The organism is Clostridium tanneri, from assembly GCF_033659955.1.
GTDB classification, from domain to species: Bacteria; Bacillota; Clostridia; order Clostridiales; family Clostridiaceae; genus Clostridium_AM; species Clostridium_AM tanneri.
Genome location: NZ_JARUJP010000009.1, coordinates 128,394 through 150,735 on the forward strand (window position 1 = coordinate 128,394; position 22,342 = coordinate 150,735).

Consider the following 22,342-nt stretch of genomic DNA (forward strand, 5'->3'; position numbering starts at 1 on the left):
CTCCTCCTTATCTAATTAGAAAAGGTACATATTCAATCTCTTCCATTAAAGCTTTACTAAGCAGCCTTGCTTGTAATTGAAAACACTGCTGATATGTAGCTTTATACTTGAATATTGGATGATAAATTTCATCGTACTTTTTCGCTTCATAAGCTTCAAGAAACTTTTTAATAGCCTTTTTGCTCATTTTCACTTCACCAAGCACTTCTTCAAAATCATCTTCTTTAAGTATTTTATTATTTATTATGCTAATTACCAACCTATCTACAAATAAAGCTCTAAATTCTTCTATCATATCCAGTGCCAAAGAAGGTCTTCCATATCTTAATCTATGAAGAAATCCTATATAGGGATCTAGCCCAACAGAAGAGATCGCTGATGACATTTCATTTGAAAGCAGCACATAACCAAAACTAAGCATTGCATTTATAGGATCTTTAGGCGGTCTTTTATTACGCTTTTCAAAGATAAATTCCCCTTTTATCATTTCCGTAAAAGCAGAAAAATAAACTACTGCAGCCCTTCCCTCAATTCCTCTTATAGAATCAATATTGTCTTCATCTTTAAGTCTTTTTTCCAGCCTATTTAATTCATCTATGGCTTCTTTAAATTGTGAACTTTTATCGCCACCTCTGTTACTTTTCATAAGTACTGTCCTACTATTTTTTATTTTACCACTTATAAAGCTTTTAGCAAATTTTACTGAACCTTTATCTATATCTAAATGGCTCTTATATTGTTTTAATCTTACAATAACATTCTTAGAGACATCACCTTCCATTCGTGATATAAATTTGCCCCATTCAGTTAAATAGCATAAGGTTATTTTATTTTCCGCAAGCTTTCTTATGGTTGAAGCAGTAACAGTTACTTCCCCAAAAATAACAACTTGTTTAATTTTAAAAATAGGTATTTCCGTCAGTAATTCTTTTCCCTTATATAGTTTTAATCTTTCATCTTCCTTCCTTAAAGTAGTATACTGCTGAGTTATGTAAAGTGTACTCAATTTATCATCTCCAATTTATAGTTTTAAAAAAGTTATGCCTGTAAATTTTAATCTTTTAATCCTTCTCCTTTTCTATAGTTTTAAGAATTTTTCTTTCTAGAGGTAGGCATATATTATTTATGCTACAATTTTTACATCTATTGTCTTCAACTCCCTCAGGTATTTTCATGGAGTTATATAACTCTTTTACTGAATTAATAACCCTAAGGATTTCATCTTTTATCTTATCTGTAATTTTTATTTCCACCCTTTCTTTTGAACCCACATAATATATATATCCCTTATTTATTTTTACTTGTAATTTTTCCTCCAGTAAAAGTGATTGTAATGCTACCTGATACTTATCATTTTTCCACAGTCCCTTTTTCCCCTTTTTATACTCTACTGGGTATATTTCTTCACCGTCTTTTTCTATGGTGTCCACCTTAATTACTACTCCATAAGTATCCGAAATTAATTTAACACTTTTATAGATTATTTTTCCTCTTCTTTCTTCCTCACCAAATTCATCTACATTCTCATGTACTTGGTCCCCAATTATGGTATGAACATTGCTTTCAAACTCATTTTGGACATACTCATAATAGCATCTTCTTGGACAATACATATAAGTGTTTACTGCACTTGCCTCTATATAAAAAGAATCTCTATCTACTTCTTCGATACTATACATTGTCCCATCCCCATTCCTGTTTTATATCCTATACTTACATAATTAGCCAAGGCAAAAAGTCCTTCAAGTTTCTTCTGCACTGTTTCTTCTGGACACTTTAAGTTTAAGGTCACCTTTCCTTTAAACCCTGTCACATTAAATTTGCTATATTTTGCTACCTCAGTATTAATATTAAATTCCTCTACTATTACATGTTTTTCAACCTGTTCAATAATATCATCTTGTAGAAGATCATATCCAAAGATATCCTTGTAACTTTTATTAAGACTTTTGAATATTCTTCTGGGGTTAGGTAAAGGTGAATTTACTGGATTTATTCTAAAGGTTGTGGGAGTTATAAAATTCATAACTCCTCTCTTTACTCTTCTTTCATCTAAAAAGTTCTCATCTATACTTTTATAGCTTATCTCATCTATAAGAAGTTGCCCCTCCCCATATTTAACCTTTCTATTTTTCCTAATAAATTCAAATAGTCCCTTGTGAATCTCATCATTAAAAAGAGATATATTAATCTTTAGTGATGAGTATTTATCAAAGCATCTTTTATTAAAATTTTCTTCACTTAATATTGGGGATATGCAAAATGATTGTCTGTCAGTTTTATCGTGGTATTGTGTTGATATTTGCTCACTATAGTTTTTAAGTATGTTAAAGAATATTCCATGCCATATCCTAGCAGTATCAATGGTATTATCAATCTTTTCACTGTTTTTGAAATATATAGTATAATAATTTAACATTTAATCCTCCACCTTTAAAATATAAAAGCCTCTTCTTTGTTAACTTTATTTTTTATCACTTCGTTATCAACAATAATGCTGTTAGTTCCCATTATAGTATAGTATTCCTTATCCTCCTCAAAAAACTGTATTTTCACTTTTTGTAGAAATATAGGCTGATTTTTTATTATTTTTCTGATTTTATATTCTTCCTTAGGACTCTGTGATATTGTAAAAATAGGTATATAATTTTCTTTAAAAGCATTAGTAACTCTCTCTGGAAGATAAACTTTTTCCTTTCCAAGCCCTGTATACTCATATCCAACTAAAACAATGTTATTTATTGCTTCCACCTTATTTACATATTTTTCTTCAAATTCACTTTTTTCTCCATGAAATTTATATTCCCAAGTTATTTCTATAGGATTTTCTCTGATTTCATTAACTATTATAAAAGTGTCTATTTTATCTAAGTGATTAAGCTCCACATCATAATCATTAAGCTTAATCTTCGATATCTTCTCAAAGGAACTTCTACTGTCATACCACTCAATATCATAATACCTAATTAGGTGAAATATATCGTATATAAATATTTGATGTTCTTGTCCAAACTTATAGTATTTGTCAAAAACTAAAGCTGGCTTGCTTATATCCGTTCCTCTAAAATTCATCAAAGCTTTTATTTTGGTTATTTCTCTATTAATATAATGAATTATATCCTCTTCTGTACTTAATTTTATTGCTTTTATTTCTTCCTGTGAAAAATCCTCCAAAAGGGAGTTGTCAATAAAATCTTCCTCTTCACCTTCACAGTAATTTTTATAAAAGTCTAGAAATATGCTATTATCTATATTCTGTATAAGTTCTTTCTTTTTAGATGTTTTATTATATTCATTTATAAAAGCACATTGCTTCTTGTAATTTTTTATTTTTTCTCTCATAAATTTAAAATTATACCTAGACTTTGGAGCAAATACTTCTGTCACTGAATTAAACATACCTTCAATTTTGTTTCTTAGCTGATAGGGCATTTTCATATATACTTCTTCCAGCGGAAAGCATAATTCTAATATTCCGCTACTTTCTATATATTTTTTCATTATATTTCTTTTTGGCATAGCCTCTAATATTATATCCTTAAGCTCTTTTCTTGATATTTCTTTCTCTACTTCAGTAAATGCTTCATATACTTTATCGGTAACACATAATACTACCTTACTTCTCTTATTTTGAATCTTTTTTCCAAGAACTCTTCCAGCCCTGCCTATCCTTTGAAGTGCCTGATCACTGGTATTAGCTTCTGTTAACACTTCATCAATATTTTGATTTTCCTTGTTTTCTTTTTTAAAGTTATAGCCTATATCCACTGTTGGAGTTGCCAGTATAAGAGGTCTTTGTACGGCTTTTTTTCTCTCCTCAGATTTTATCGCCCCAGTAATAACCCCAATGTTATTTTTATCTATTCCATTATTAATGAGCTGCTCTTTAACTTTGTTAACTCTGTATATAGACTGACTTATAACTACAATATCTTTTTCAAATTCTTTTTCTTTATACAGGGTGCCGATGACATCCTCTAAGGTCTCATTGGTAATATATAAATCCAATTCAGAAAGAGTTTTAAGACTTTCATACTTTTCGCTTTCTATACCTTCATTTTCCTTTGATACAATTTTATATTGAATTTTGCCGCGTCTTAAGTATTGCTCCACCATTTCATCTGGAGTTGCTGTAAGTATACATATCTTTCTTCCATACTGAAAATATTCAAATTCTTTAGATAAAAGTATAAAAAACAAAAAATTTGTTAATTGTTTAGCATTATAATAATGGAATTCGTCTATAATAATATAACTAAATTTTTTAATTGTAATTTGCATTAGATTTCCTTTATCTAGACCATTGTATAATGAATAAAAACAATAGTAGAAGATATCTGGGTTAATCACCACTATAATAGGCCTTTTACTGTCATACTCTATGTTCTCTATTAAAAGCTCTTCTCTAAAACTTAATGGATTAGATAGTAATTCATACAATGTACTACCTTTTCTATGGTTGTCTCTTAATTTTTCTATTACATTAGCATCAATTTTTACAACTATATTTGGTAAGTTATTATCTTTAACAAATTCCTTTATATCTTCTGAATGCTGTCTTAACAATTCATTAGTAGGAGCTATAAATAAGACATCAATCTTAGGATTTTCTTTTATATACAATAGGGATGCCTTTGTTTTTCCAGCCCCTGTAGGATAGGTGTTAAACACTACTGAGTTTTCTTTCAACTCATCTAAAGTTCTTTTTTGATGATATAAATAAGGGGAAGCTGGAGCCTTTTTTAACAGCTCCCCTTTTACTTTAAAATGCTTCATAGATCGCCTCCAAACTTAACCTGACAAGGATAGAATATCTCTTTTCCATCAACTTTGATAGCATAAAACTTTCCTTTACCCTGTAAATTTTTAAAAAGAGAAACTGGATGCATATTAATAAGTTCAAAGCTTTTAATATTCAACTCCTCACTTAAGTCTAAAGAGTTAACTAATCCATAACTACTTTTACAATCATCTATAATATTAAAACTACATTTTTCATAACTTACTTTAACTTTACCCATAAACTTACCAAGGCGGATATATCTAATCTTGTTTAGTTTATCTTTAGAAAAAATTAACCCCTCAGCCTTATTGCCTGCAGATAAGGCTTTAATTTTTCCCATTTGGGGATAGTTAACTTGTGCTCTTTCCATTTTATGATAGTATTCGTGAGATAGGGCATTAAAAGTAAATATGTTGTATTGAGGATTTTCAATATATGCTGGTGTAATATATAAGCCTTTTTCATTAACTATTTTAAAATCTTCTTCATAGCTGATATAGTTTTGATTATACTTAGACTTACACCATCCCATAGCATAAGCCAAAGCATAGTTTCCAACAAAAGGTTTTGTAGAAAATAAAATATCTATTTCTTGACTTGAAAAAAACACTTCTTCCATAAACTCTACGGTATATTTATAAATCTCCATTATTAATCTCCATATTGTTCAGATTGTTCTTTAAATAAAGCTGCTGCTTGTTCTTCTCCCTCTTCTTTAAAAATACTTTTTATATATTCTAACAAATCCCTTAATTCGTCTCCATTAAGTTCTGTTATGTTTCCATACACCTCTTTTTTCAAGTCTTCAAAGGATTGTTCTGCATATTCTCTAACCTTATTTATATTAAGAGGGAATTCTATTTGTGATTCCTCATTTAATTTATCATATATACTTTGAGTCAACTCAAGATTAGAAAACAGCTCACAATCTGAAAAAGCAACTTTAAGTATCGTATTTTTCATTTTTCCAATTCTGCTAGAAATAGCCCCATACCTCTTGCTCCTAAGAATATTAGAAAGACCATATATAAATTCAGTAAATGTCACATCTTTAAAGGTTATCATGTCTACAAATACTGTTCCCGGTTTTATATATTCATCTTCATTTATTGATGAAGAAGCTTTTCCCTCCTCATCTCTCATGGTTCCATTATCATAGAGCGCATTGAAGGTCTTTACATCTGTTACCATGTTAAAAGGTAATATACTGTAAGCATTGTCATATATAATCCTTGACTTCTGTGCTCCACCATCTCCTACTGCATAGCCATTTAGCATACAATCTAAACATTTTCCGCAAGGTGTATTTTTATTTAACGCACATGCTTTGTTATCTTTATTGGTAAATAGTAAGTTATTTAACCTTAAAAATTCCCTTCCTGTTCTTCTTTCCACTGCACTCTGCTTTCTCTTACTAATTACCGCTCTAAAGTCTTTTTTATCTTCTTTTATTCCAAGTGAAACTCTTTCCTTATTTAATCCTTCTCCTGAACCCTCTGTTCTAAAAATACATTCTGATTCCGCTTCTCTTGCTACTACTACTGTAATAAATTTTCCTTCTGGAAAATGACTATACTTGGACATGAATTTCTTTTCTTTTTCCTTTATTATACTATCTCTTTTCATAATTAATTTTCACTCCCATTCTTATTTGATTTACCCATTCCTGATCTATAATAATAACTATAAGTGGATAATATATTTTTCTTTTCATTTTCTAAATTGAAGGTTTTCCCACCTAGTGTTTCATTTAAAATCTTGTCTATGAAGAAATCAACATATTTCTCTATTGCTTTAATCTTCTTGTCACCGTAGTAAGGATCTACTCTTTCAAAATATTTTTGCATTTCTCTTTTGCATAGTCCTCTGATATCCTCTTCAGAGTATATATTTTTATCCCATCTGCACAATATATCAATAATAATATTAAGTGGTTTATTTATAGCGTTATCTTTTATTAACCCTCCTGTTATGCTTCCTCTTATATAATTTTCATTAGCAAATATAGCTAACTCCTTTATAGCTGACACTATATTTTCACCTTCTTCTATATAATTTAAAGTTTCCTCTATAAAATTCTTGGTGTCTTTTATTTTAAGGTTAGGGTTATCATATTTATTTTTTAACTCTGTATATAGATAATATATAAAGTTTATACTACCTTTTGACAAAGCCTTTAATCCATCATACACAAAGTTTGTTGTTTCCCCTAATGTTTTAGCGACTGAAAATAAATTAATAAATAGCCTTATTGTTTTTAAAACCTCCTCTTTAGTCCAGATTTTCTCAAATAAGTTTTTAAAAATTATTGGAACATCCCCTATATATATCTCTTCTATTTCATCCTTGTTTAATATAGGTACAGGAAATTCACTTATAATTATTTTAGAGTCAAAATATATGTTGAAAGTTAATGCATAAAGTAGTGATGAAATCCATTTAGAAGTGTCATTTTCACTTTTAACTAAATGAACAGGTAATATGAAGTAATTAGTTAATGTTTCTGCATAATTAGGTATGGCCACGCCGTTTACTTTTGCTTCTGAAAACAGCGGTTCTATTTCTTCAATATTCTTATTTGCTTGAGCTACAAAGGTATTATAATCATTAAAATATATTGCTGATATTTCTTTGTTCTTCAATTCATTTATACTTTCTCTAAATGCCCTTATATAAGCCCTTGTATTAAAGTTTCTTGGTAATATACTTAGGTATCGTCTACTTACTTCAACTTTAGAGGCATAAGTAACCTTATGAAGAAGATATTCTATATTACATACTGAACATATATTTCTTTTAGGCTCTCTGGTTCCAGCATTTACTTTATTGGAAAAATTCTGTATTTTCAACTTATAGGGCACATCAACAGCCATCCAATTACTTGTTTGATAACTGCTGCTGCATAAACAGCATTGACTCCCTTTTCTCTGTTTGTATAGTTCTAATAAATTTTGTTTTTTTAGCTTTGCTGTAAGATTATTATCAAAGGATAGTATTATATTCTTATCAAAATAATCTTTCAAATCTGCCCACATACCTTCTTCATTTTTAACTTCTTTATTGGAAAGTTCATTTTGTAAATAATCTATTATTTTCTCTAAAAGCTCTTCTTCTTTATCCTTATATTTATCATATATCATCTGACCTAAAACATAGGGTCTTATATACAACCCTTCGAATATATCAAGATATTCTATGTCTTCTTCTTTAAGATTAGAAAATTCATATACTTTTCTCCAACTTAGTAGAGTATTACTATTACATATATGCATATTTATAAAAGTATAAAAGGCTCTTACAAACTCAGAAAATCTAAGCTTATCCTCATTAAATTCTATAAAATATCTCTTGCTTTCATATATGTCTAAAATATATTTACATACTCTCTGTTGTTTTAAAATAGCTTCATTTTCTTTTAATGTCTTATTTAAGCTCTTCATGAGCTTCTTATCCTTAGTGATTTCTATGTCTGCCTTTAACTTACTTATGACTGTATTAAGTTCTACTATCTTTCCTTCTAGATACATTTCCTTATGCTGTTCTATAATTGTTTCTATAATATTATTTTTCTTATTAATATCTGGTAGCTTTGATTTATTACACCTGATTTTAACCTCATATATTATGTCTTCTATTGAAGTCATATCGAGACACTTTTCATCTGCCCTTATACCGGACTGAGTATTTTTTATATAGACTTTAAAGTCATCATATACCTTACTCTTTATAGACTTTACGCAAGATTTTAGAAGGTCATCTCTGTCCATTTCTGTAAATTCTAATTCTTTATCTTCAACTAAATAAAGAACACCTTCTTTATAGTAGGCAACAGCTATAAAACCTTTTTTCTTCAAAAATTCCACAACAGCATTATGGCATAGGTTAGTGAGTATTCCCCTGTCTTCACTTACTACATGAGTAACCATTTTATACTGCTTACCAATATATTTAGCAGCATTGTTTAAATTAAATAAGAATTGCCTTTTCTTTTCTTTTTCTTCCATAGATTTAGACAAATCTATTACATCTAATGCCCTTATTATATAAATTAAAATATCTATTCTTTCGTTGCCTAGTTTATATATATTAGGATTACAAAATAAACTTTCTCCAAAAGAACTGGTATGAGCTGAGTGACCTCCAATTATAGCTCTAATGTCTTCAATATAATCTTGATACTCCGGAAAAAAATCTTCAATATTTAATTTTTCGCACTCACTGATTATATTTTTATACTGACCTTTGTTATCTTCTTCAGATATAATTCTTAAATATCCCTTTCCACTATGTTCTTCTTGTTTATTAAGATCATGTACAGTTACAGCTACCATCAATACTTTAAGTTCCAGATTACTTAACTTGAGAATATCCTTTAATTCATCAAGCACACCAATCATATTTAAAACATGACTATATAATGTCTGGTTTTTCTTCATTCCATATTGAATTATCTTTTTGTACTCTTTTAAATTTTTGTCTACTATTTTTTCATAATAATCATTAAATACATTGACTTCTTTAAGGGAAGATAGATGAAGTCTAAGCATTTGTTTAATTTTTTCCTTACTAATTTATATCACCTCTTTCTTAATCTGTAGTTATTACTACAACTTTATTCTTTGTTAATGCCTGTTTATTATGGATTATTATTACATATTTGTTTTGCTAATTACAGTATACTCCTCTTTAAATGCTTATTACAATAGAAATCTTGTTTATAAAAAAGAAAGCGACATAAATATTGTCGCTTTTCATAATTATTTATATAGTTGTAAAGCTTTTTCCAATTCAGATTTTATATCCTCCTTTAGCCATTCTGGTTTTATAACTTTAATATCACTTCCAAAACTCAAAATCCACTTTTTGAATTCCTGTTCTGAAGATGTAGTCCCTTTAAAAGAAATACCTCCGTCAAATCTTTCTTCTATATTTTGATTTTCACACCATTTTCTTTCCTTAACATTGTGAACAGACTTACCGAAAATTAAAACTTCAAAATCAAAAGGCTCCCTTGATTTTTCAATTTCCCAAGTATATTTATAAAAGCCCCTTAAATCAAAGCTCTTATCAATAGTATAATACATATCTTCAAGTGAACACTCAGTAATTCTATCTATTCTAAACATAAGTAAAGTTTGATACCTATGGCAATATGCGTTAACGTAGTATGTTTCCTTTGCTAAACAAAAACCATATACATCTATAATCCTATAATCATGACTTCTTTTTCCTTTATATTTAATTGTGACACTTCGCCTATTGGTAAAGGCTTCTAGCAACAACATAAACACATTATAACTACTAAAGTTAAAATCCTGTATTAATTCATATCTTCTTTTCACTATAAGATTGTTTTTTATATTATTTAGAAGTTCTTTATTACTTGGAGGCATTAATTCTTCTATTTGTTCAAGTATCTCATCTACCAAATTCAAATCTCTTCCAAAAGCACTGAAAGATATAAGAGCAATATATAACATATTAATTTTTTCCTTAGTCAAGTAAAAGGGCACATATCCATCATCTGTATTTAAATAATATTTTACTCCCTCCTTACGTATAGGCAAATCAGCTTCTTCCAGTTCTTTTATATATCGCTCACAAGTTCTTTGATCCTTCATTACTAGTTCTGATATTTCTTTTGTTGAAAGTCTTTTTCCCTTTAGCAGTTCATATATAATATAAATTATTGCGTTTCTCTTTTCTTTTCTTAAAGGTGTACTTCTATTATCCATGCTTCCTCACCTAATTTTTTAAATATTTTCTAATCTAGAATATCATTATACACCTATTTCCATCAACTTTATTATCAATAGAATATTAAATGTAAAAGTCTACTTTTTAAATAAATATTATTTTATGTTTATTATTTTAATTCTTATATTAATAAATAAGGGCAACTATTCTGTACATAAAATACAAAATAGTTGCTCTTAACTTACCTTCTAATAACAATACATCCTAGGCATCGGGTCTGGACAGGCATTATGGGCCTTTATAACCCCACAGCCTAATCTCTTACCAGAATCCCCTGCAGGCTGTGAACGATAATCATCTGGACTTTCATGAATTATTACTGTCTTACCTATCACATCTGAAACTTTAAACTTATTGGTGAAAAACACCATCCTAGCGTAACCATTGTTTGAAAAAAGCACTGGAAAGTCCCCAGCATGATTTCCATGAGGCTGATTAGTTGGATTCCAATGTCCTCCTGCAGCAGCAAATGGATTTTTTGATTCTCCCATAGTACAGTTACCGGACTCGTGTATATGAAAACCATGAGGGCCAATAGGCGGCTTACCTTCAGATGCAGGCTTGTATTTAGGCAGTCCCCTAACTTCTACAGAAACATCTACTCCACCAGGTACATCTCTAAAACACACCACTCCAACAAGACTTGGTGCTAAGCTACCTCCACGAATCTGAGCTACAGCAATCATAGCATACCTCCATAATTTATTTCACTACTATGATATGCTATTTTTCTTCATTAGTATTACTTTATAGATTAAAAACTTTATTAATTAAAAGACTATAATGCGTTAATTTAGAAGTACTTATATATTAATCAAATAATAGCAGCAGTTTCGAATATAGATTGCAAACCTTCTGAAATAATAGCCTTCATTGGATATAATAAGTAATTTAAATCATGGTCATGGTTTTCAAAAATATTGACATGTAAATTATTCTTTTTTAGCTTTTTAAATGTTTTATCAATGTCTAGAACATCCTGCACCGGTATACTTGCATCATCTTTTCCGTGAAAAATATGAATAGGGATATTTAGTTTTACCAGAATCTCTTTTGCTGGTGATAACTTAAAATGCTCTTTGCACCACGCAGAAGTAATTCTAACTTCATAGTTATTTTTTAACCATTCGTCATCATCAGAATTTATTGCATTAAAGACCTGATTTTTATATTCTCTTAGCATAATTTCAAAATCTTTTTGTTCTATAATTCCATTATAGTCTAAATCATAATCTTCAAAAGTGATATCTCCTAAATATGTTTGACGAAGCTGATATCTATCTTCTTCAAAATTAGCTTTTGTTATATATCCCTTATTTTCATAGTCAAACCATTTACACATATTTACCATTGAGCTTCCACCTGATAACTGCCATTCTAGAGTTGTCCTTAAATTTTCATTTGCATATCCTGCTAGTAACAAACCATGAATATTTGCTTTACCATTTAACGCTACCAATGGTGCAATCTGCGAGCCTTCACTAAATCCAAATAAAATTATTTTTGTATTTTTAAACTGTTCTTGATTTTTTAAATAATTTACAACAAATTCAATATCACTAACAGATGTAGAAGGAAGATAACTCTTATATTTTTCATCGTCAATATTAACATACATAGGACTATTTTCCGATATAGAACATCCTCTTGTGCTCCAACGACAAAAAGCAATATCCCTTTTACAAAATTCTTTTGCAAATAAATCAAAATAGTTAAATTCTACTTCCTCTATTTTTCTATGATTATCATAGGTGTTGGGTCCAGTACCCTGTACAAAAATAATAAGTTTTCCCACTTGACTTTTATTTGGAGTGCTTAACTTAATGGTTAATGGATACCCATCAAAAGACTCTAGGGTAAATACCGATGATTTCATAAATTCACTCTCCTTAACTCCAGTATATTGATCATAATCATCTCACAGTTAATAAACTAGCTATGCTTAAATTATATACTATTATATTTAAGAGAGAAATTTAAAAGAGTGCAAAAATCAATACATTTTTGCACTCTTCCAAATTTCTTTATATTAATGAAATATACATGTTACTACATTTCTCTGCTTGTTCTATTTATACATCTCTTCAAGCTTCTTTTGAATTTCTCCATTTTCAAGATACTCATCGTAGCTCATTTGTCTATCCATTACACCACCTGGAGTAATCTCTATTATTCTGTTTGCAACAGTTTGCACGAACTGATGGTCATGGGATGTAAATAATATTGTTCCGCTAAAATTAATTAATCCGTTATTTACTGATGTTATTGATTCAAGGTCAAGGTGGTTAGTTGGTTCATCAAATATTAAGACATTGGCACCGCTTAGCATCATTCTTGAAAGCATACAACGAACCTTTTCTCCTCCTGAAAGTACATTAGCATTCTTAAGAGCTTCTTCTCCTGAGAAAAGCATTCTTCCAAGGAAGCCTCTTATAAAGCTTTCAGATTTTTCATCGGAGAACTGACGAAGCCAGTCTACTAAACTTAAATCAACGCCTTCGAAGAACTCTGAGTTATCCTTAGGGAAATATGCCTGTGATGTAGTTACTCCCCATTTATAGCTTCCACTATCTGGTTCTAATTCTCCCATAAGTATTTGGAATAGAGTAGTTTTGGCTAATTCATTTGCCCCTGCAAAAGCAATTTTATCACCTTTATTTACTATAAAGCTTACGTTATCTAAAACTTTTACACCATCAATAGTCTTAGTTAAGCCGTCAACTGTAAGTAAGTCGTTTCCAGCTTCTCTTTCTGGGCTAAATCCAACGAAAGGATATTTACGAGAAGATGGTTTTATATCATCTAGGGTTATCTTATCTAACTGCTTTTTACGGGAAGTAGCCTGCTTTGACTTAGAAGCGTTAGCACTAAATCTAGCAACAAAGGCTTCTAATTCCTTTATCTTCTCTTCCTTCTTCTTATTTTGATCTTTAGCCATTTGTAATGCTAATTGACTTGATTCATACCAGAAGTCATAGTTACCTACATAAAGCTGTACTTTACCGAAGTCAACGTCTACCATATGAGTACAGATCTTATTTAAAAAGTGTCTATCGTGGGATACTACTATTACTGTATTTTCAAAATCCATTAGGAAGTTTTCAAGCCAATTAATAGATTTAACATCTAAGTGGTTAGTAGGCTCGTCTAGTAATAGTATATCTGGTTTTCCAAATAGTGCTTGAGCAAGAAGTACTCTTACCTTATCTGCTCCATCTAAATCCTTCATTAATTTATCATGAAGATCTACAGATATTCCTAGTCCCATTAAAAGTGCAGCAGCTTCTGACTCTGCTTCCCATCCATTAAGCTCTGCAAATTCTCCTTCTAATTCTGATGCCTTTATTCCATCTTCATCTGTAAAATCTGGCTTAGCATATAATGCATCTTTTTCTTTCATAATGGAATATAGTCTTTCATGTCCCATTATTACTGTCTCTAGTACTGGATATTCATCAAATTCAAAGTGGTTTTGCTTTAAAACCGCAAGTCTTTCCCCTGGCGTAATTATTACTTCTCCAGTGTTAGCTTCTACTTCTCCTGAAAGTATCTTTAAAAAGGTAGACTTTCCAGCTCCATTAGCACCTATTACTCCATAACAGTTTCCAGGTGTGAATTTTATGTTAACATCTTCAAATAACTTACGTCCACCGTATCTTAAACTTATATTGCTAGTACTTATCATATTTTACAAATCCTCCATTGTTATCTATATATTTTTCACTGATAAACAAAGTATATTAAAATATTCTTTTGCTTACTGTGTAATAATCGTAAAAATCTTAATTTTCAATGTCGAAACACCGAAACATTATACCATATAAAGATAGGATTAGCTATATATTTTTAAATACTAAGTACATAAATTATATCTGACACATTTATTAAGAAATATTAACACTGGGAATTTTATTTTCTATAAACTTTGTTTTAAGTTTACTAATTGCAGTTCATTATATTTATTTATTGCAGAGAAAAACTTTTGAAAACTATCATATCTTTCTATCTCATATCCAGCGAACCATATGACCATGCCTGGATTATTTGAATATTTTTTAGTAATTACAAATAAGTCTGTAGTATCTTTATTTGCAGCTATCGGTAATAGTTCATTTTCTGATAATCCAGCCGCTTGAAAAGCACCCTCTGGTGATAATGTTGTCATTAACATATCGGTATCGTATATTTCTTTTGATGCTATCAATTCATTGGTTCCAAATAAATCTATAGATTGAAATATACTCTTCCACCCATTTGCACATCTAAGAAAATCCTTATATTCTTTATCAAGTTCATATTTCAAGTACTCCTCTACTGCCCCAAGTTCTTTTTCACTTCCAGCATCTTCAGGCTCGTAAAAATCCCATAGCCCTTCCGTATCTAATTTGATTAATTCTTTTTTTATTACTATTAGTTTTTTGATTTTATCCTTCCAATTCACTTCTAATCCCTCTCTTTAAATTACAAAGAACATAATCATTTTTACTTTTCTTTTAGTATTTTAATGTTTCAATATTATTTTGATCCCTATGGTATTTTAATAAATAATCCAATATAATTGTTGCAGATGTACCTAATCCGTTATATCTGAATAGCTCTTTAATTACATTTACATCATAAGTAGTGTCAATAGTTTTAGCTGATCTAAATCCGCCTTGAACAAATTCAATAAAAATTTCAACTTCTTTACCTTTGAAGAAATTATCATAATCTTTAGCCCTTATACTCCAGAAACTATTTATCTCAACCGGCTCCATTTCAATATTGCCTAGAATTGTATACTCTTTTTCATAAAGGACGTCATACCAAGTCCATAAAACATGAATCGTTTTTCCATTATAAATGTCTTCTATAGTAGGATTAATCTTATCGACTCTTTTTATTTGAATTAGTATATAGGTTTGGTCTACATTTATAACTACACCATAGCCAATTTTTTTATCCAATTGCTTATATACTGATTTTATTTTACCTACAATATCTTTAGGTTGAACCTCAAGCTCAGACATTATTTCATCAGTTATAGTAAATTTGAACACATCTCCAACTTTCACCTTATTCTTCCCCATTGTATCCTCTATCCTTTATCATATCTTTAAATTTTATCTATTTCATTTGATTCTCTCAAATATTCTGTACCTTGTAAAAAAACACCAAGCATCGGTATCGATTAGGCTGATAGCGATGGAGTCTGCCCCCAGGCGTGAAAACTGAAAAACACCCATCTTGTCACTTACTCTATAAAACGGAATAGCCATTTCCATCACAATCTTTCTACTTTTATATAATAGTTACTTCCATGGAGATTCCCAAAAAATTTCATCCAAATATGTCTCCAATCTTGCTGTTTCTATAAAAATCATTTCATTATACATCGCATGCTCTGATGCAGCTGAAAACATAGTATATATATGAAACAATACACCGGTTAATTTTCTTGGAATATATTCTTCACCCTGTATAACCTTCTTTAATTCGTCAAGTAAGGAATAAAAACTACTAAGAACTTCTGTGTTAGGTTTTCCAGATAGTCTAACTCCCTCCAATAAGTCTAATAGAATAAATTCTATTTCATTTTGTATTTCTATTATTCTTCTATTAATCACTTAGTTACCTCCATAGCCTTTCTAGGTATGTATTTAAAACCTCAAAAATTCTCCAAAAACCCGAAACATTTTTCTACTTGCTAGGGAACTCTCTTAATTGTACTATTGTACACCTTTCCTCTATTTCAATTATTCAATATAACCCGCTTCTTTATACTTGAAATTTGTGAAACCTTCAGATAGCAATTCTTCTAGAGCTTGTCGTGTTACATAAGTAGCTGCTGAATTATTAAATTGACTAATCTTAAACATTTTTTCATTATTCCAATTAACTCTAGGTATTACTATGTTATCCATTTTAAACTTATATTCTCTTAAATTACAAACAACACAATCATTTTTTAATTCTAACTTGCTCTTATCAACATCTAAGTTTATTTTTGATTTTGCTAATAACCAATTTAGGTTTGGTCCTTCATAAGGATATTGTACCATCTTTGTTTTTCTTTTAGTTGTTGAATTCTTAACTACTTCTACTTTACCAAATTCACATTCAAATTCCTTTTTAATCATAAAGTTTTTAACATTATCTAAAACAACAATACTATATCCACACCACGAAAAATCACCAATTAAATCGCTACCTGGTTCCCACTCAATCAACAAAGGTTCACTGAGTTTCTCTGTTGTTCTTTGACAATTAACACAGGGTTCTCTAAATGTTTCCCATGTGCCAACATGAGAAAACCTTGCAAAGTTAATATTATTTATATTTATTAATAAATATATCTTAGTTAACATCTTATCACCTATCTTATTTCAAATATTTCAACCAGTGTTTGTTGTTGAACCTTGGCTAATTCCCTTGACATACTCATAGGAAGTTCCATAGCTGTTAAGCCCTGCATTTACTATTTTTTCAGACAGCCTGCCAATGCTGTCATACTTATACTCTACTTTGCTTCTATGATACATAGCAAGTATAGATTCTTTGCTTATTATTGATGTTTCCTTCGTTTCCAATTATTATTCTTGAACCTGTTCCACTGGTGTTTATCCAAGCGGTTACTGTTCCAGCTGATTTATTTATTCCTAAATCATAAAGAGGAAATCTTAAGTGAAATGCGAGAAATAGAAAATGTTTCTTTAGTCTCAAGATGGCATGGAATATCAAATCAAACATATCAAAAAAGCCATCAACCGTTGATATTGCTTAGGTTGATGGCTATAGAATCAAATCCAGTAGCGGAAAACGTGCTACAGCTGTTCTCACATTTAAAATATTTTTATTACTTGTTGTTTACTTCTATATTTTTATAAACTTATTATACTCTATAATATTCGTAAAATAAATATTATTTACATTTTAGTTACTCTTTTCTTTAATTTCTATACTCTCACACCATATTTCTAAAGATACTGGGTAAGCATCAATTTTTACTTCATATAATTTTCTTCCTTCAATTTCTATATCATTAACCGTAATATCTCTGAAAAAACATGGCGAAAAATCTCCGTTCTGCTTTTCTGCTATTATATCATATTTTAAGCAATGATTGAAATTTAGCTTATAACAATTAATAAAACTATAGTAAATACTCTTATCATTATAGTATTTTATTTCAACTCTACTACAAAAATAATCCACATTTAATTCATCAATAAGCATCTCCCAATAATTATGCTTATTAATTTGTTGTTGTAAATCTACGCTTGTCAAAATACCCCTCCTCTATTTCCCAACTGGTATATGTCCAGATGGAGAATTATATGGTACAGAATTAAAATTTGCATCAAATAAAATATTCCCTTTTGGAGTCTTTTTATTAAAATAATCATATAGATGTATGTGATCATAAGGTGTAACCTTATCTGACGGATCGACTCTACCACGAAAGTTTCCTAACTCATCATAAAAATGTGCATCCGGAATTCTTCCTTTTATGTTCCATGCTTCTGGCTTATATTGTAAAAGACCACCAATCTTTGCTGTTGTTTAACTTAGTGGCTGTGTGGTCAGATTCCATGTCAGAAACCTAGAAACAGTTTTCTGCTTGCTATGTTTACACATAGAAAGTCCAAGAAGCATTAAAGTACTTCTTGGACTTTATCCCAATTTTTTTAATTTTAACTATGTGTAAACTTATCAAGCTACAGAAAAATCTCAAAATATTACAAAATAATCATCATCGATTTCACCATCTAAACTGAATAGCAAATCATAATTACCTAAATTTTTATTCTTGTATATTATTGGTATTGTTACTACTATATGATTATAATCGCATTCAGGCCAATTCCCAAGCTTTAAAGAAACACTCTGTATTTTTACTATTAATTCACTTCTATTAAAATCCCTAAATATTTTAAAAAACTCTTCTTCTGATTCACTTCTATAAACCTCAAAAGTTTTCCAAAAACTTGAGACTGAAATTTTTTCAATATTTCTATCAAGTATCCAGTTCTTTAGTCTTATAATGTCCAATTTTATTCCACCCTTCTTGATATTTTCTAAAATTTGTGTTAATGTTTTCCCTTTCCAAACATATCAAATATTATATGCCCGGTTTCCTTATCAAAGTTCCCGAATACTCTCCAATCGCCATAAATTCCTTTTACTTTTATTTCTCCCTCCTTTTCAACGATAGGTGGATTTATAAATTCCTGAGCCAGTTCTTTAATAATGTATACTTTTCTTATAGTATTCACTCCAATCACCCCAAACTACTCGCATTCTTACCAACATCTGTAATTCTTAATATATCTATTCCTGTGCTTGATAAACTGTTTCTTATCAATCTCTCAGTTATTTTACTTTCTATAAACTCACCTCCTGTCATATCAAGTAATTTCCACTTGCAACATGTCGCACCTCCAAATGTTACTTTATCTCCTCTTAAATAATATTTTTTAGTAACTCCATTTGCATTTTTCTGCGTTCTGATTCCTGAATCGTTATATCTAAAACTGATATTATATCCATTAACTATTATCAATTTTAATCTTTTGCCCTCTTCCAAGGTATAACTGTAATTATTATATGTTATTTTTCCTTTATAATATAATTTATTAATGAATTAGCTTTCTACAATAAAAGAAATGCAGTTTACCGATATTAATTAAAATGTACTATCATAGATATTCTTCCTATTAGTTAAATACCTTATATAAGTAGAGCTATCAATATGTATAACATAACACATTGATAGCTCTTATAAATTTCTTATGAAATATATTTAACAATTAATATCCAGCAACTATAAATTAAGTTAGTTCTCTTATTCTTAATTCGTGTAAATATCTTATTGAAACAGCTTCATATCCAAATATTCCAAATGGCTGGGCTTCTCCTATCTGATCTTTCTTAACTATAAACTCTTCATTGTTTCTTATAATAATTACTTTTTCAGCATCAAATAAATCAAACTTCCAGAAGTCAGGCATTTTAACTTCTTCTAAGACAGGAATATTTCCAATAATATTCCACTCTCCCTTCTTAATACCTGTATCAGTACTCCAAATCATTAAAATGGGTTCTAATTGCCTTATTTCTTCAAGAGCTACTTCTTTCATCGTTGGCACTAACTTATATAGTTCTATAAAAATAGATGGTCTATCTATTTTTAATATTCTGCCATATCCTTTGTTTCCTTTTTCATCTACTCTTAACTGAAAAATATCTCCAACTGAGTATTTTCCTTTTTTCTTCATAAATTTAATTCTCTCCTTGTTTAAATATTTTTATAGCCTCTTTGATATATTGTGAGTAATTTGGGTTTTTTAACTTAATAGGTCTTATCTTGTTTAAAAGCTTATCAATCCCACCATACTTATTAAATAGTATTTGTTCTAATCCTCTAGCTTGTGGATAGTTTAACTTTGATTTTTCTGGAGTAAATACAAGATTTTCTTTTCCAGGAGTTAACCTATGATTTAACTTTCTTACCTTAGGATTCTTAGTCCTACCAACATATTTAACATCAAACGTTATAGGATCTCTTAAAGTATAAACAGTATGATTAGCTTCAGCAACCTTAACCATTCCTGCTATTAGTACTAGTTTTGTTGCATTATTAGGAGGCGTCAATATTTTATTAAAAGATTTAATTGCTTGGGAGACTACTCCTAACGCTTTATTTACTACATTTGTTGCTTTTTCATATACTTTTCTCCAATAAGGCCAAAAGCCACTTGGATCATCTAGATTTACAGGTCGGGTAGAGTAATGGCGTAGTAACTCTTATAGGTCCTATTTCCATCACCCTCCACAAAGAACCGTACGTGAAGTTTTCCCTCATACGGCTCAATTGATGAATTCTTCTAACAGTTTATGTTTCCTACCGAGTAGAACTTACTTTCACTTATTATAATATCTAACTTGGTAGTCATTATACAGACCCCATTTGTTATATATTATTTCGTTACTCCATTCCTTCCATCCGAAACCAAATTTCTTTTGAGCCTTTCTTACAAATCTTCTTACTTTTTTCTCTACCCATATTTTAATAAAGCCAAATATTTTAGAACAATGTCCTATCCTATAGTAGTTCACCCAGCCTCGCAGAATTGGATTAAGTTCCTTAACCATTTCTATCACTGCTTTATCCCTATTCTTAGCCAAATGTTCTTTAACTTTTGATACCAATTCAGCAACTTTCTTTTTCTTAGGATTTAGGAGTAACATTTTCTTTTCTTTGTTTTTCACTAACCTAAAATTAAATCCTAGAAATCCAAAGGTTTCTCCTTTCCTCATATCTACAACCTTCGTTTTCTCTGTATTAAGATTTATTTTAAGCTTGCTTAATTCTTCCCTTAGGCGTTTGTATGCTTTACTGACCAGCCAATCTACAGCCTCATGTCCGTTAACAAGAATTACTGTATCATCTGCAAAACGGCAATAGTCCATATTTTCATAGCCTCTTCTAGCCGTTTCTCGCTTTGCTCGTTCAAACATGCGGTCTATTGCATTTAGATAGATGTTGCTAAAAAGTGGTGAAATTACCGACCCTTGCGGCACACCGATTTTTCCATTTGCTTTTAACATAAGCTTTATTAGTCTCATTATTTTAGGGTCGTTAACTCTCAATGCTATCTTGTCCATGAGAAATCCATGATTTATGTTATCAAAGTAAGCAGTTAAGTCTACATCTATTACCTTTGTGAAGCCTCTTACTATTCCTTTTGCAACTTTATGAACGGCTTGATGCTGATTTCTGTTAGGTCTAAATCCATAACTACAGTCAGAAAAGTCAGCTTCAAATATAGGTTCAAGAATTAGTTTTAAAGCACCTTGAACCACTCTGTCCTTTATAGTAGCTATTCCTAGAGTTCTGGTTTTTCCATTGCTTTTAGGTATATCTACTTTTCTATTTCTTGTAGGAAGATATGTACCATTTATTAGTTCTTCTCGTATTTCAGCTATGAATTTATAAACTCCATATCTTTCTATTTCCTCAAAAGTAACTCCGTCAATTCCTGCTGAACCATTGTTTTTCTTAGCTAAGTTATAGGCTCTTTCCAGTGTTTCCACTTTTGTGACATGACAAAAAATACCCCAAAAACGCTTTCGTTTCTCGGATTTCGCTGTTAGATATATCTTTCTTCTCAATTCCTGCATTTCATTGATAGCTCCTGTCCTCACTATCTTGCCTCCTCTTTTGTTGAAAGAATATCAGTCAATTTGGCTCCTTCCCTCCTTCGGATTTTTGTTCTTCCGATATCCTCAGTACTACGAACCATTCCGCCATCCTCTCATCTTTCATCCAACTTCCCACCTTCGGTTATATGGACTACCTTGCTCCATGAGTTTCTTCAATGGGATGAGTAGGACTTCCCTAGTTGCTTCTCGTAACTTTCCTAACATGCCGCCACTGCTACCCCGCTGAAGTTTGTACACTGTATGGTAGAGAGTATACAAATACTGTTTTCACCTAATAACCAAAGGCTCAACCTTCAGATTCTTGCTTTACGAGGCTACATCTATGTTCATTTTCATTACGGCCTGCTAAGTTGCTCACCTGGCTTACCCAGATTTTCGTCGATGGGCTCAAGCATTTCAGTTACCATCCATACTTCCATCCAAGCTAAGTAACTTCTACCTTTTATTACTGCTGGTCCTCCCCCAGCTAGCTACGAGTGCTTTAGTCTAGGCACACGGTTATTTTTGCAATATGCAAATACATTATGAGATAATAAATCACCTCTGCTTTCGCCTAATGCATCAGCATTCAGATATCTCCCCCACTCTGGGTTGTAA

At 30.4% G+C, this 22,342-nt stretch carries 24 protein-coding genes; all 24 read right to left on the reverse strand.

Features of this window, described 5'->3' with window-relative positions; genetic code table 11:
- Nucleotides 1-7: 7 nt before the first annotated feature.
- Nucleotides 8-1,006, reverse strand: coding sequence for a CRISPR-associated endonuclease Cas1 (gene cas1 / locus P8V03_RS09760; protein WP_318798019.1), 999 nt, complete (start codon nucleotides 1,004-1,006; stop codon nucleotides 8-10).
- Between the two features lie 55 nt (nucleotides 1,007-1,061).
- On the reverse strand, nucleotides 1,062-1,679 hold the full coding sequence (gene cas4 / locus P8V03_RS09765; RefSeq protein ID WP_318798020.1) for a CRISPR-associated protein Cas4: 618 nt from the start codon (nucleotides 1,677-1,679) through the stop codon (nucleotides 1,062-1,064).
- Nucleotides 1,658-2,419, reverse strand: a complete 762-nt coding sequence (cas6, locus tag P8V03_RS09770) for a CRISPR-associated endoribonuclease Cas6 (protein WP_318798021.1) — start codon at nucleotides 2,417-2,419, stop codon at nucleotides 1,658-1,660. Before cas6 ends, cas4 begins: the two co-directional genes overlap by 22 nt.
- 14 nt (nucleotides 2,420-2,433) lie before the next feature.
- Nucleotides 2,434-4,776, reverse strand: coding sequence for a type I-D CRISPR-associated helicase Cas3' (gene cas3 / locus P8V03_RS09775; protein WP_318798022.1), 2,343 nt, complete (start codon nucleotides 4,774-4,776; stop codon nucleotides 2,434-2,436).
- Nucleotides 4,773-5,432, reverse strand: a complete 660-nt coding sequence (cas5d, locus tag P8V03_RS09780) for a type I-D CRISPR-associated protein Cas5/Csc1 (protein WP_318798023.1) — start codon at nucleotides 5,430-5,432, stop codon at nucleotides 4,773-4,775. Before cas5d ends, cas3 begins: the two co-directional genes overlap by 4 nt.
- Before the next feature lie 2 nt (nucleotides 5,433-5,434).
- A complete protein-coding gene (gene cas7d / locus P8V03_RS09785) occupies nucleotides 5,435-6,409 on the reverse strand; it encodes a type I-D CRISPR-associated protein Cas7/Csc2 (protein WP_318798024.1) in 975 nt (324 codons plus the stop codon).
- Between the two features lie 2 nt (nucleotides 6,410-6,411).
- Nucleotides 6,412-9,330, reverse strand: coding sequence for a type I-D CRISPR-associated protein Cas10d/Csc3 (cas10d, locus tag P8V03_RS09790; RefSeq protein WP_318798025.1), 2,919 nt, complete (start codon nucleotides 9,328-9,330; stop codon nucleotides 6,412-6,414).
- Nucleotides 9,331-9,540: 210 nt separating this feature from the next.
- A complete protein-coding gene (locus tag P8V03_RS09795) occupies nucleotides 9,541-10,518 on the reverse strand; it encodes a helix-turn-helix transcriptional regulator (RefSeq protein ID WP_318798026.1) in 978 nt (325 codons plus the stop codon).
- A 210-nt stretch (nucleotides 10,519-10,728) separates the two neighbouring features.
- Entirely contained in the window at nucleotides 10,729-11,226 is a 498-nt protein-coding gene (locus P8V03_RS09800) for a superoxide dismutase family protein (RefSeq protein ID WP_318798027.1), read from the reverse strand.
- A 128-nt stretch (nucleotides 11,227-11,354) separates the two neighbouring features.
- Complete coding sequence (locus P8V03_RS09805) at nucleotides 11,355-12,416, reverse strand: hypothetical protein (RefSeq protein WP_318798028.1); 1,062 nt, start codon at nucleotides 12,414-12,416, stop codon at nucleotides 11,355-11,357.
- Nucleotides 12,417-12,608: 192 nt separating this feature from the next.
- On the reverse strand, nucleotides 12,609-14,225 hold the full coding sequence (locus P8V03_RS09810) for an ABC-F family ATP-binding cassette domain-containing protein (protein WP_318798029.1): 1,617 nt from the start codon (nucleotides 14,223-14,225) through the stop codon (nucleotides 12,609-12,611).
- A 231-nt stretch (nucleotides 14,226-14,456) separates the two neighbouring features.
- Nucleotides 14,457-14,981 (reverse strand): SMI1/KNR4 family protein, encoded by a 525-nt coding sequence (locus P8V03_RS09815; protein ID WP_318798030.1) that lies wholly within the window; start codon nucleotides 14,979-14,981, stop codon nucleotides 14,457-14,459.
- A gap of 52 nt (nucleotides 14,982-15,033) precedes the next feature.
- On the reverse strand, nucleotides 15,034-15,594 hold the full coding sequence (locus tag P8V03_RS09820) for a hypothetical protein (RefSeq protein ID WP_318798031.1): 561 nt from the start codon (nucleotides 15,592-15,594) through the stop codon (nucleotides 15,034-15,036).
- A 237-nt stretch (nucleotides 15,595-15,831) separates the two neighbouring features.
- The gene (locus P8V03_RS09825; protein ID WP_318798032.1) at nucleotides 15,832-16,146 is read right to left on the reverse strand and encodes a hypothetical protein; all 315 of its coding nucleotides are present in this window, start codon (nucleotides 16,144-16,146) and stop codon (nucleotides 15,832-15,834) included.
- 129 nt (nucleotides 16,147-16,275) lie between these two features.
- Nucleotides 16,276-16,887, reverse strand: coding sequence for a hypothetical protein (locus P8V03_RS09830; RefSeq protein WP_318798033.1), 612 nt, complete (start codon nucleotides 16,885-16,887; stop codon nucleotides 16,276-16,278).
- Between the two features lie 27 nt (nucleotides 16,888-16,914).
- Entirely contained in the window at nucleotides 16,915-17,109 is a 195-nt protein-coding gene (locus tag P8V03_RS09835) for a hypothetical protein (RefSeq protein ID WP_318798034.1), read from the reverse strand.
- A 343-nt stretch (nucleotides 17,110-17,452) separates the two neighbouring features.
- Nucleotides 17,453-17,806, reverse strand: coding sequence for a hypothetical protein (locus P8V03_RS09840; protein ID WP_318798035.1), 354 nt, complete (start codon nucleotides 17,804-17,806; stop codon nucleotides 17,453-17,455).
- Nucleotides 17,807-17,818: 12 nt separating this feature from the next.
- Nucleotides 17,819-18,070 carry a hypothetical protein gene (locus P8V03_RS19260; RefSeq protein WP_487286204.1) on the reverse strand — a complete coding sequence of 84 codons (252 nt, stop codon included), beginning with the start codon at nucleotides 18,068-18,070 and terminating at the stop codon, nucleotides 17,819-17,821.
- Between the two features lie 180 nt (nucleotides 18,071-18,250).
- Nucleotides 18,251-18,571 (reverse strand): hypothetical protein, encoded by a 321-nt coding sequence (locus P8V03_RS09845; protein ID WP_318798036.1) that lies wholly within the window; start codon nucleotides 18,569-18,571, stop codon nucleotides 18,251-18,253.
- A 38-nt stretch (nucleotides 18,572-18,609) separates the two neighbouring features.
- Complete coding sequence (locus P8V03_RS09850; protein WP_318798037.1) at nucleotides 18,610-18,795, reverse strand: hypothetical protein; 186 nt, start codon at nucleotides 18,793-18,795, stop codon at nucleotides 18,610-18,612.
- A gap of 5 nt (nucleotides 18,796-18,800) precedes the next feature.
- Nucleotides 18,801-19,082: a hypothetical protein gene (locus P8V03_RS09855; protein WP_318798038.1), complete on the reverse strand. Its 282-nt coding sequence runs from the start codon at nucleotides 19,080-19,082 to the stop codon at nucleotides 18,801-18,803.
- Nucleotides 19,083-19,350: 268 nt separating this feature from the next.
- On the reverse strand, nucleotides 19,351-19,797 hold the full coding sequence (locus P8V03_RS09860) for an immunity 26/phosphotriesterase HocA family protein (RefSeq protein ID WP_261670016.1): 447 nt from the start codon (nucleotides 19,795-19,797) through the stop codon (nucleotides 19,351-19,353).
- 4 nt (nucleotides 19,798-19,801) lie between these two features.
- The gene (locus P8V03_RS09865) at nucleotides 19,802-20,128 is read right to left on the reverse strand and encodes a hypothetical protein (protein WP_318798039.1); all 327 of its coding nucleotides are present in this window, start codon (nucleotides 20,126-20,128) and stop codon (nucleotides 19,802-19,804) included.
- A 315-nt stretch (nucleotides 20,129-20,443) separates the two neighbouring features.
- Nucleotides 20,444-21,727, reverse strand: coding sequence for a group II intron reverse transcriptase/maturase (ltrA, locus tag P8V03_RS09870; protein WP_318798040.1), 1,284 nt, complete (start codon nucleotides 21,725-21,727; stop codon nucleotides 20,444-20,446).
- Between the last annotated feature and the right edge of the window lie 615 nt (nucleotides 21,728-22,342).

Bases quoted from the DNA above. Each gene is read 5' to 3' on its own strand.
- cas4 (WP_318798020.1), bottom strand. From the start codon at position 1,679: ATGTATAGTATCGAAGAAGTAGATAGAGATTCTTTTTATATAGAGGCA.
- P8V03_RS09805 (WP_318798028.1), bottom strand. From the start codon at position 12,416: ATGAAATCATCGGTATTTACCCTAGAGTCTTTTGATGGGTATCCATTA.
- cas6 (WP_318798021.1), bottom strand. From the start codon at position 2,419: ATGTTAAATTATTATACTATATATTTCAAAAACAGTGAAAAGATTGAT.
- P8V03_RS09800 (WP_318798027.1), bottom strand. From the start codon at position 11,226: ATGATTGCTGTAGCTCAGATTCGTGGAGGTAGCTTAGCACCAAGTCTT.
- P8V03_RS09865 (WP_318798039.1), bottom strand. From the start codon at position 20,128: ATGGTTAAGGTTGCTGAAGCTAATCATACTGTTTATACTTTAAGAGAT.
- cas10d (WP_318798025.1), bottom strand. From the start codon at position 9,330: ATGCTTAGACTTCATCTATCTTCCCTTAAAGAAGTCAATGTATTTAAT.
- P8V03_RS09795 (WP_318798026.1), bottom strand. From the start codon at position 10,518: ATGGATAATAGAAGTACACCTTTAAGAAAAGAAAAGAGAAACGCAATA.
- cas5d (WP_318798023.1), bottom strand. From the start codon at position 5,432: ATGGAGATTTATAAATATACCGTAGAGTTTATGGAAGAAGTGTTTTTT.
- P8V03_RS09810 (WP_318798029.1), bottom strand. From the start codon at position 14,225: ATGATAAGTACTAGCAATATAAGTTTAAGATACGGTGGACGTAAGTTA.
- P8V03_RS09830 (WP_318798033.1), bottom strand. From the start codon at position 16,887: ATGTTAACTAAGATATATTTATTAATAAATATAAATAATATTAACTTT.
- cas3 (WP_318798022.1), bottom strand. From the start codon at position 4,776: ATGAAGCATTTTAAAGTAAAAGGGGAGCTGTTAAAAAAGGCTCCAGCT.
- cas7d (WP_318798024.1), bottom strand. From the start codon at position 6,409: ATGAAAAGAGATAGTATAATAAAGGAAAAAGAAAAGAAATTCATGTCC.
- P8V03_RS09860 (WP_261670016.1), bottom strand. From the start codon at position 19,797: ATGAAGAAAAAAGGAAAATACTCAGTTGGAGATATTTTTCAGTTAAGA.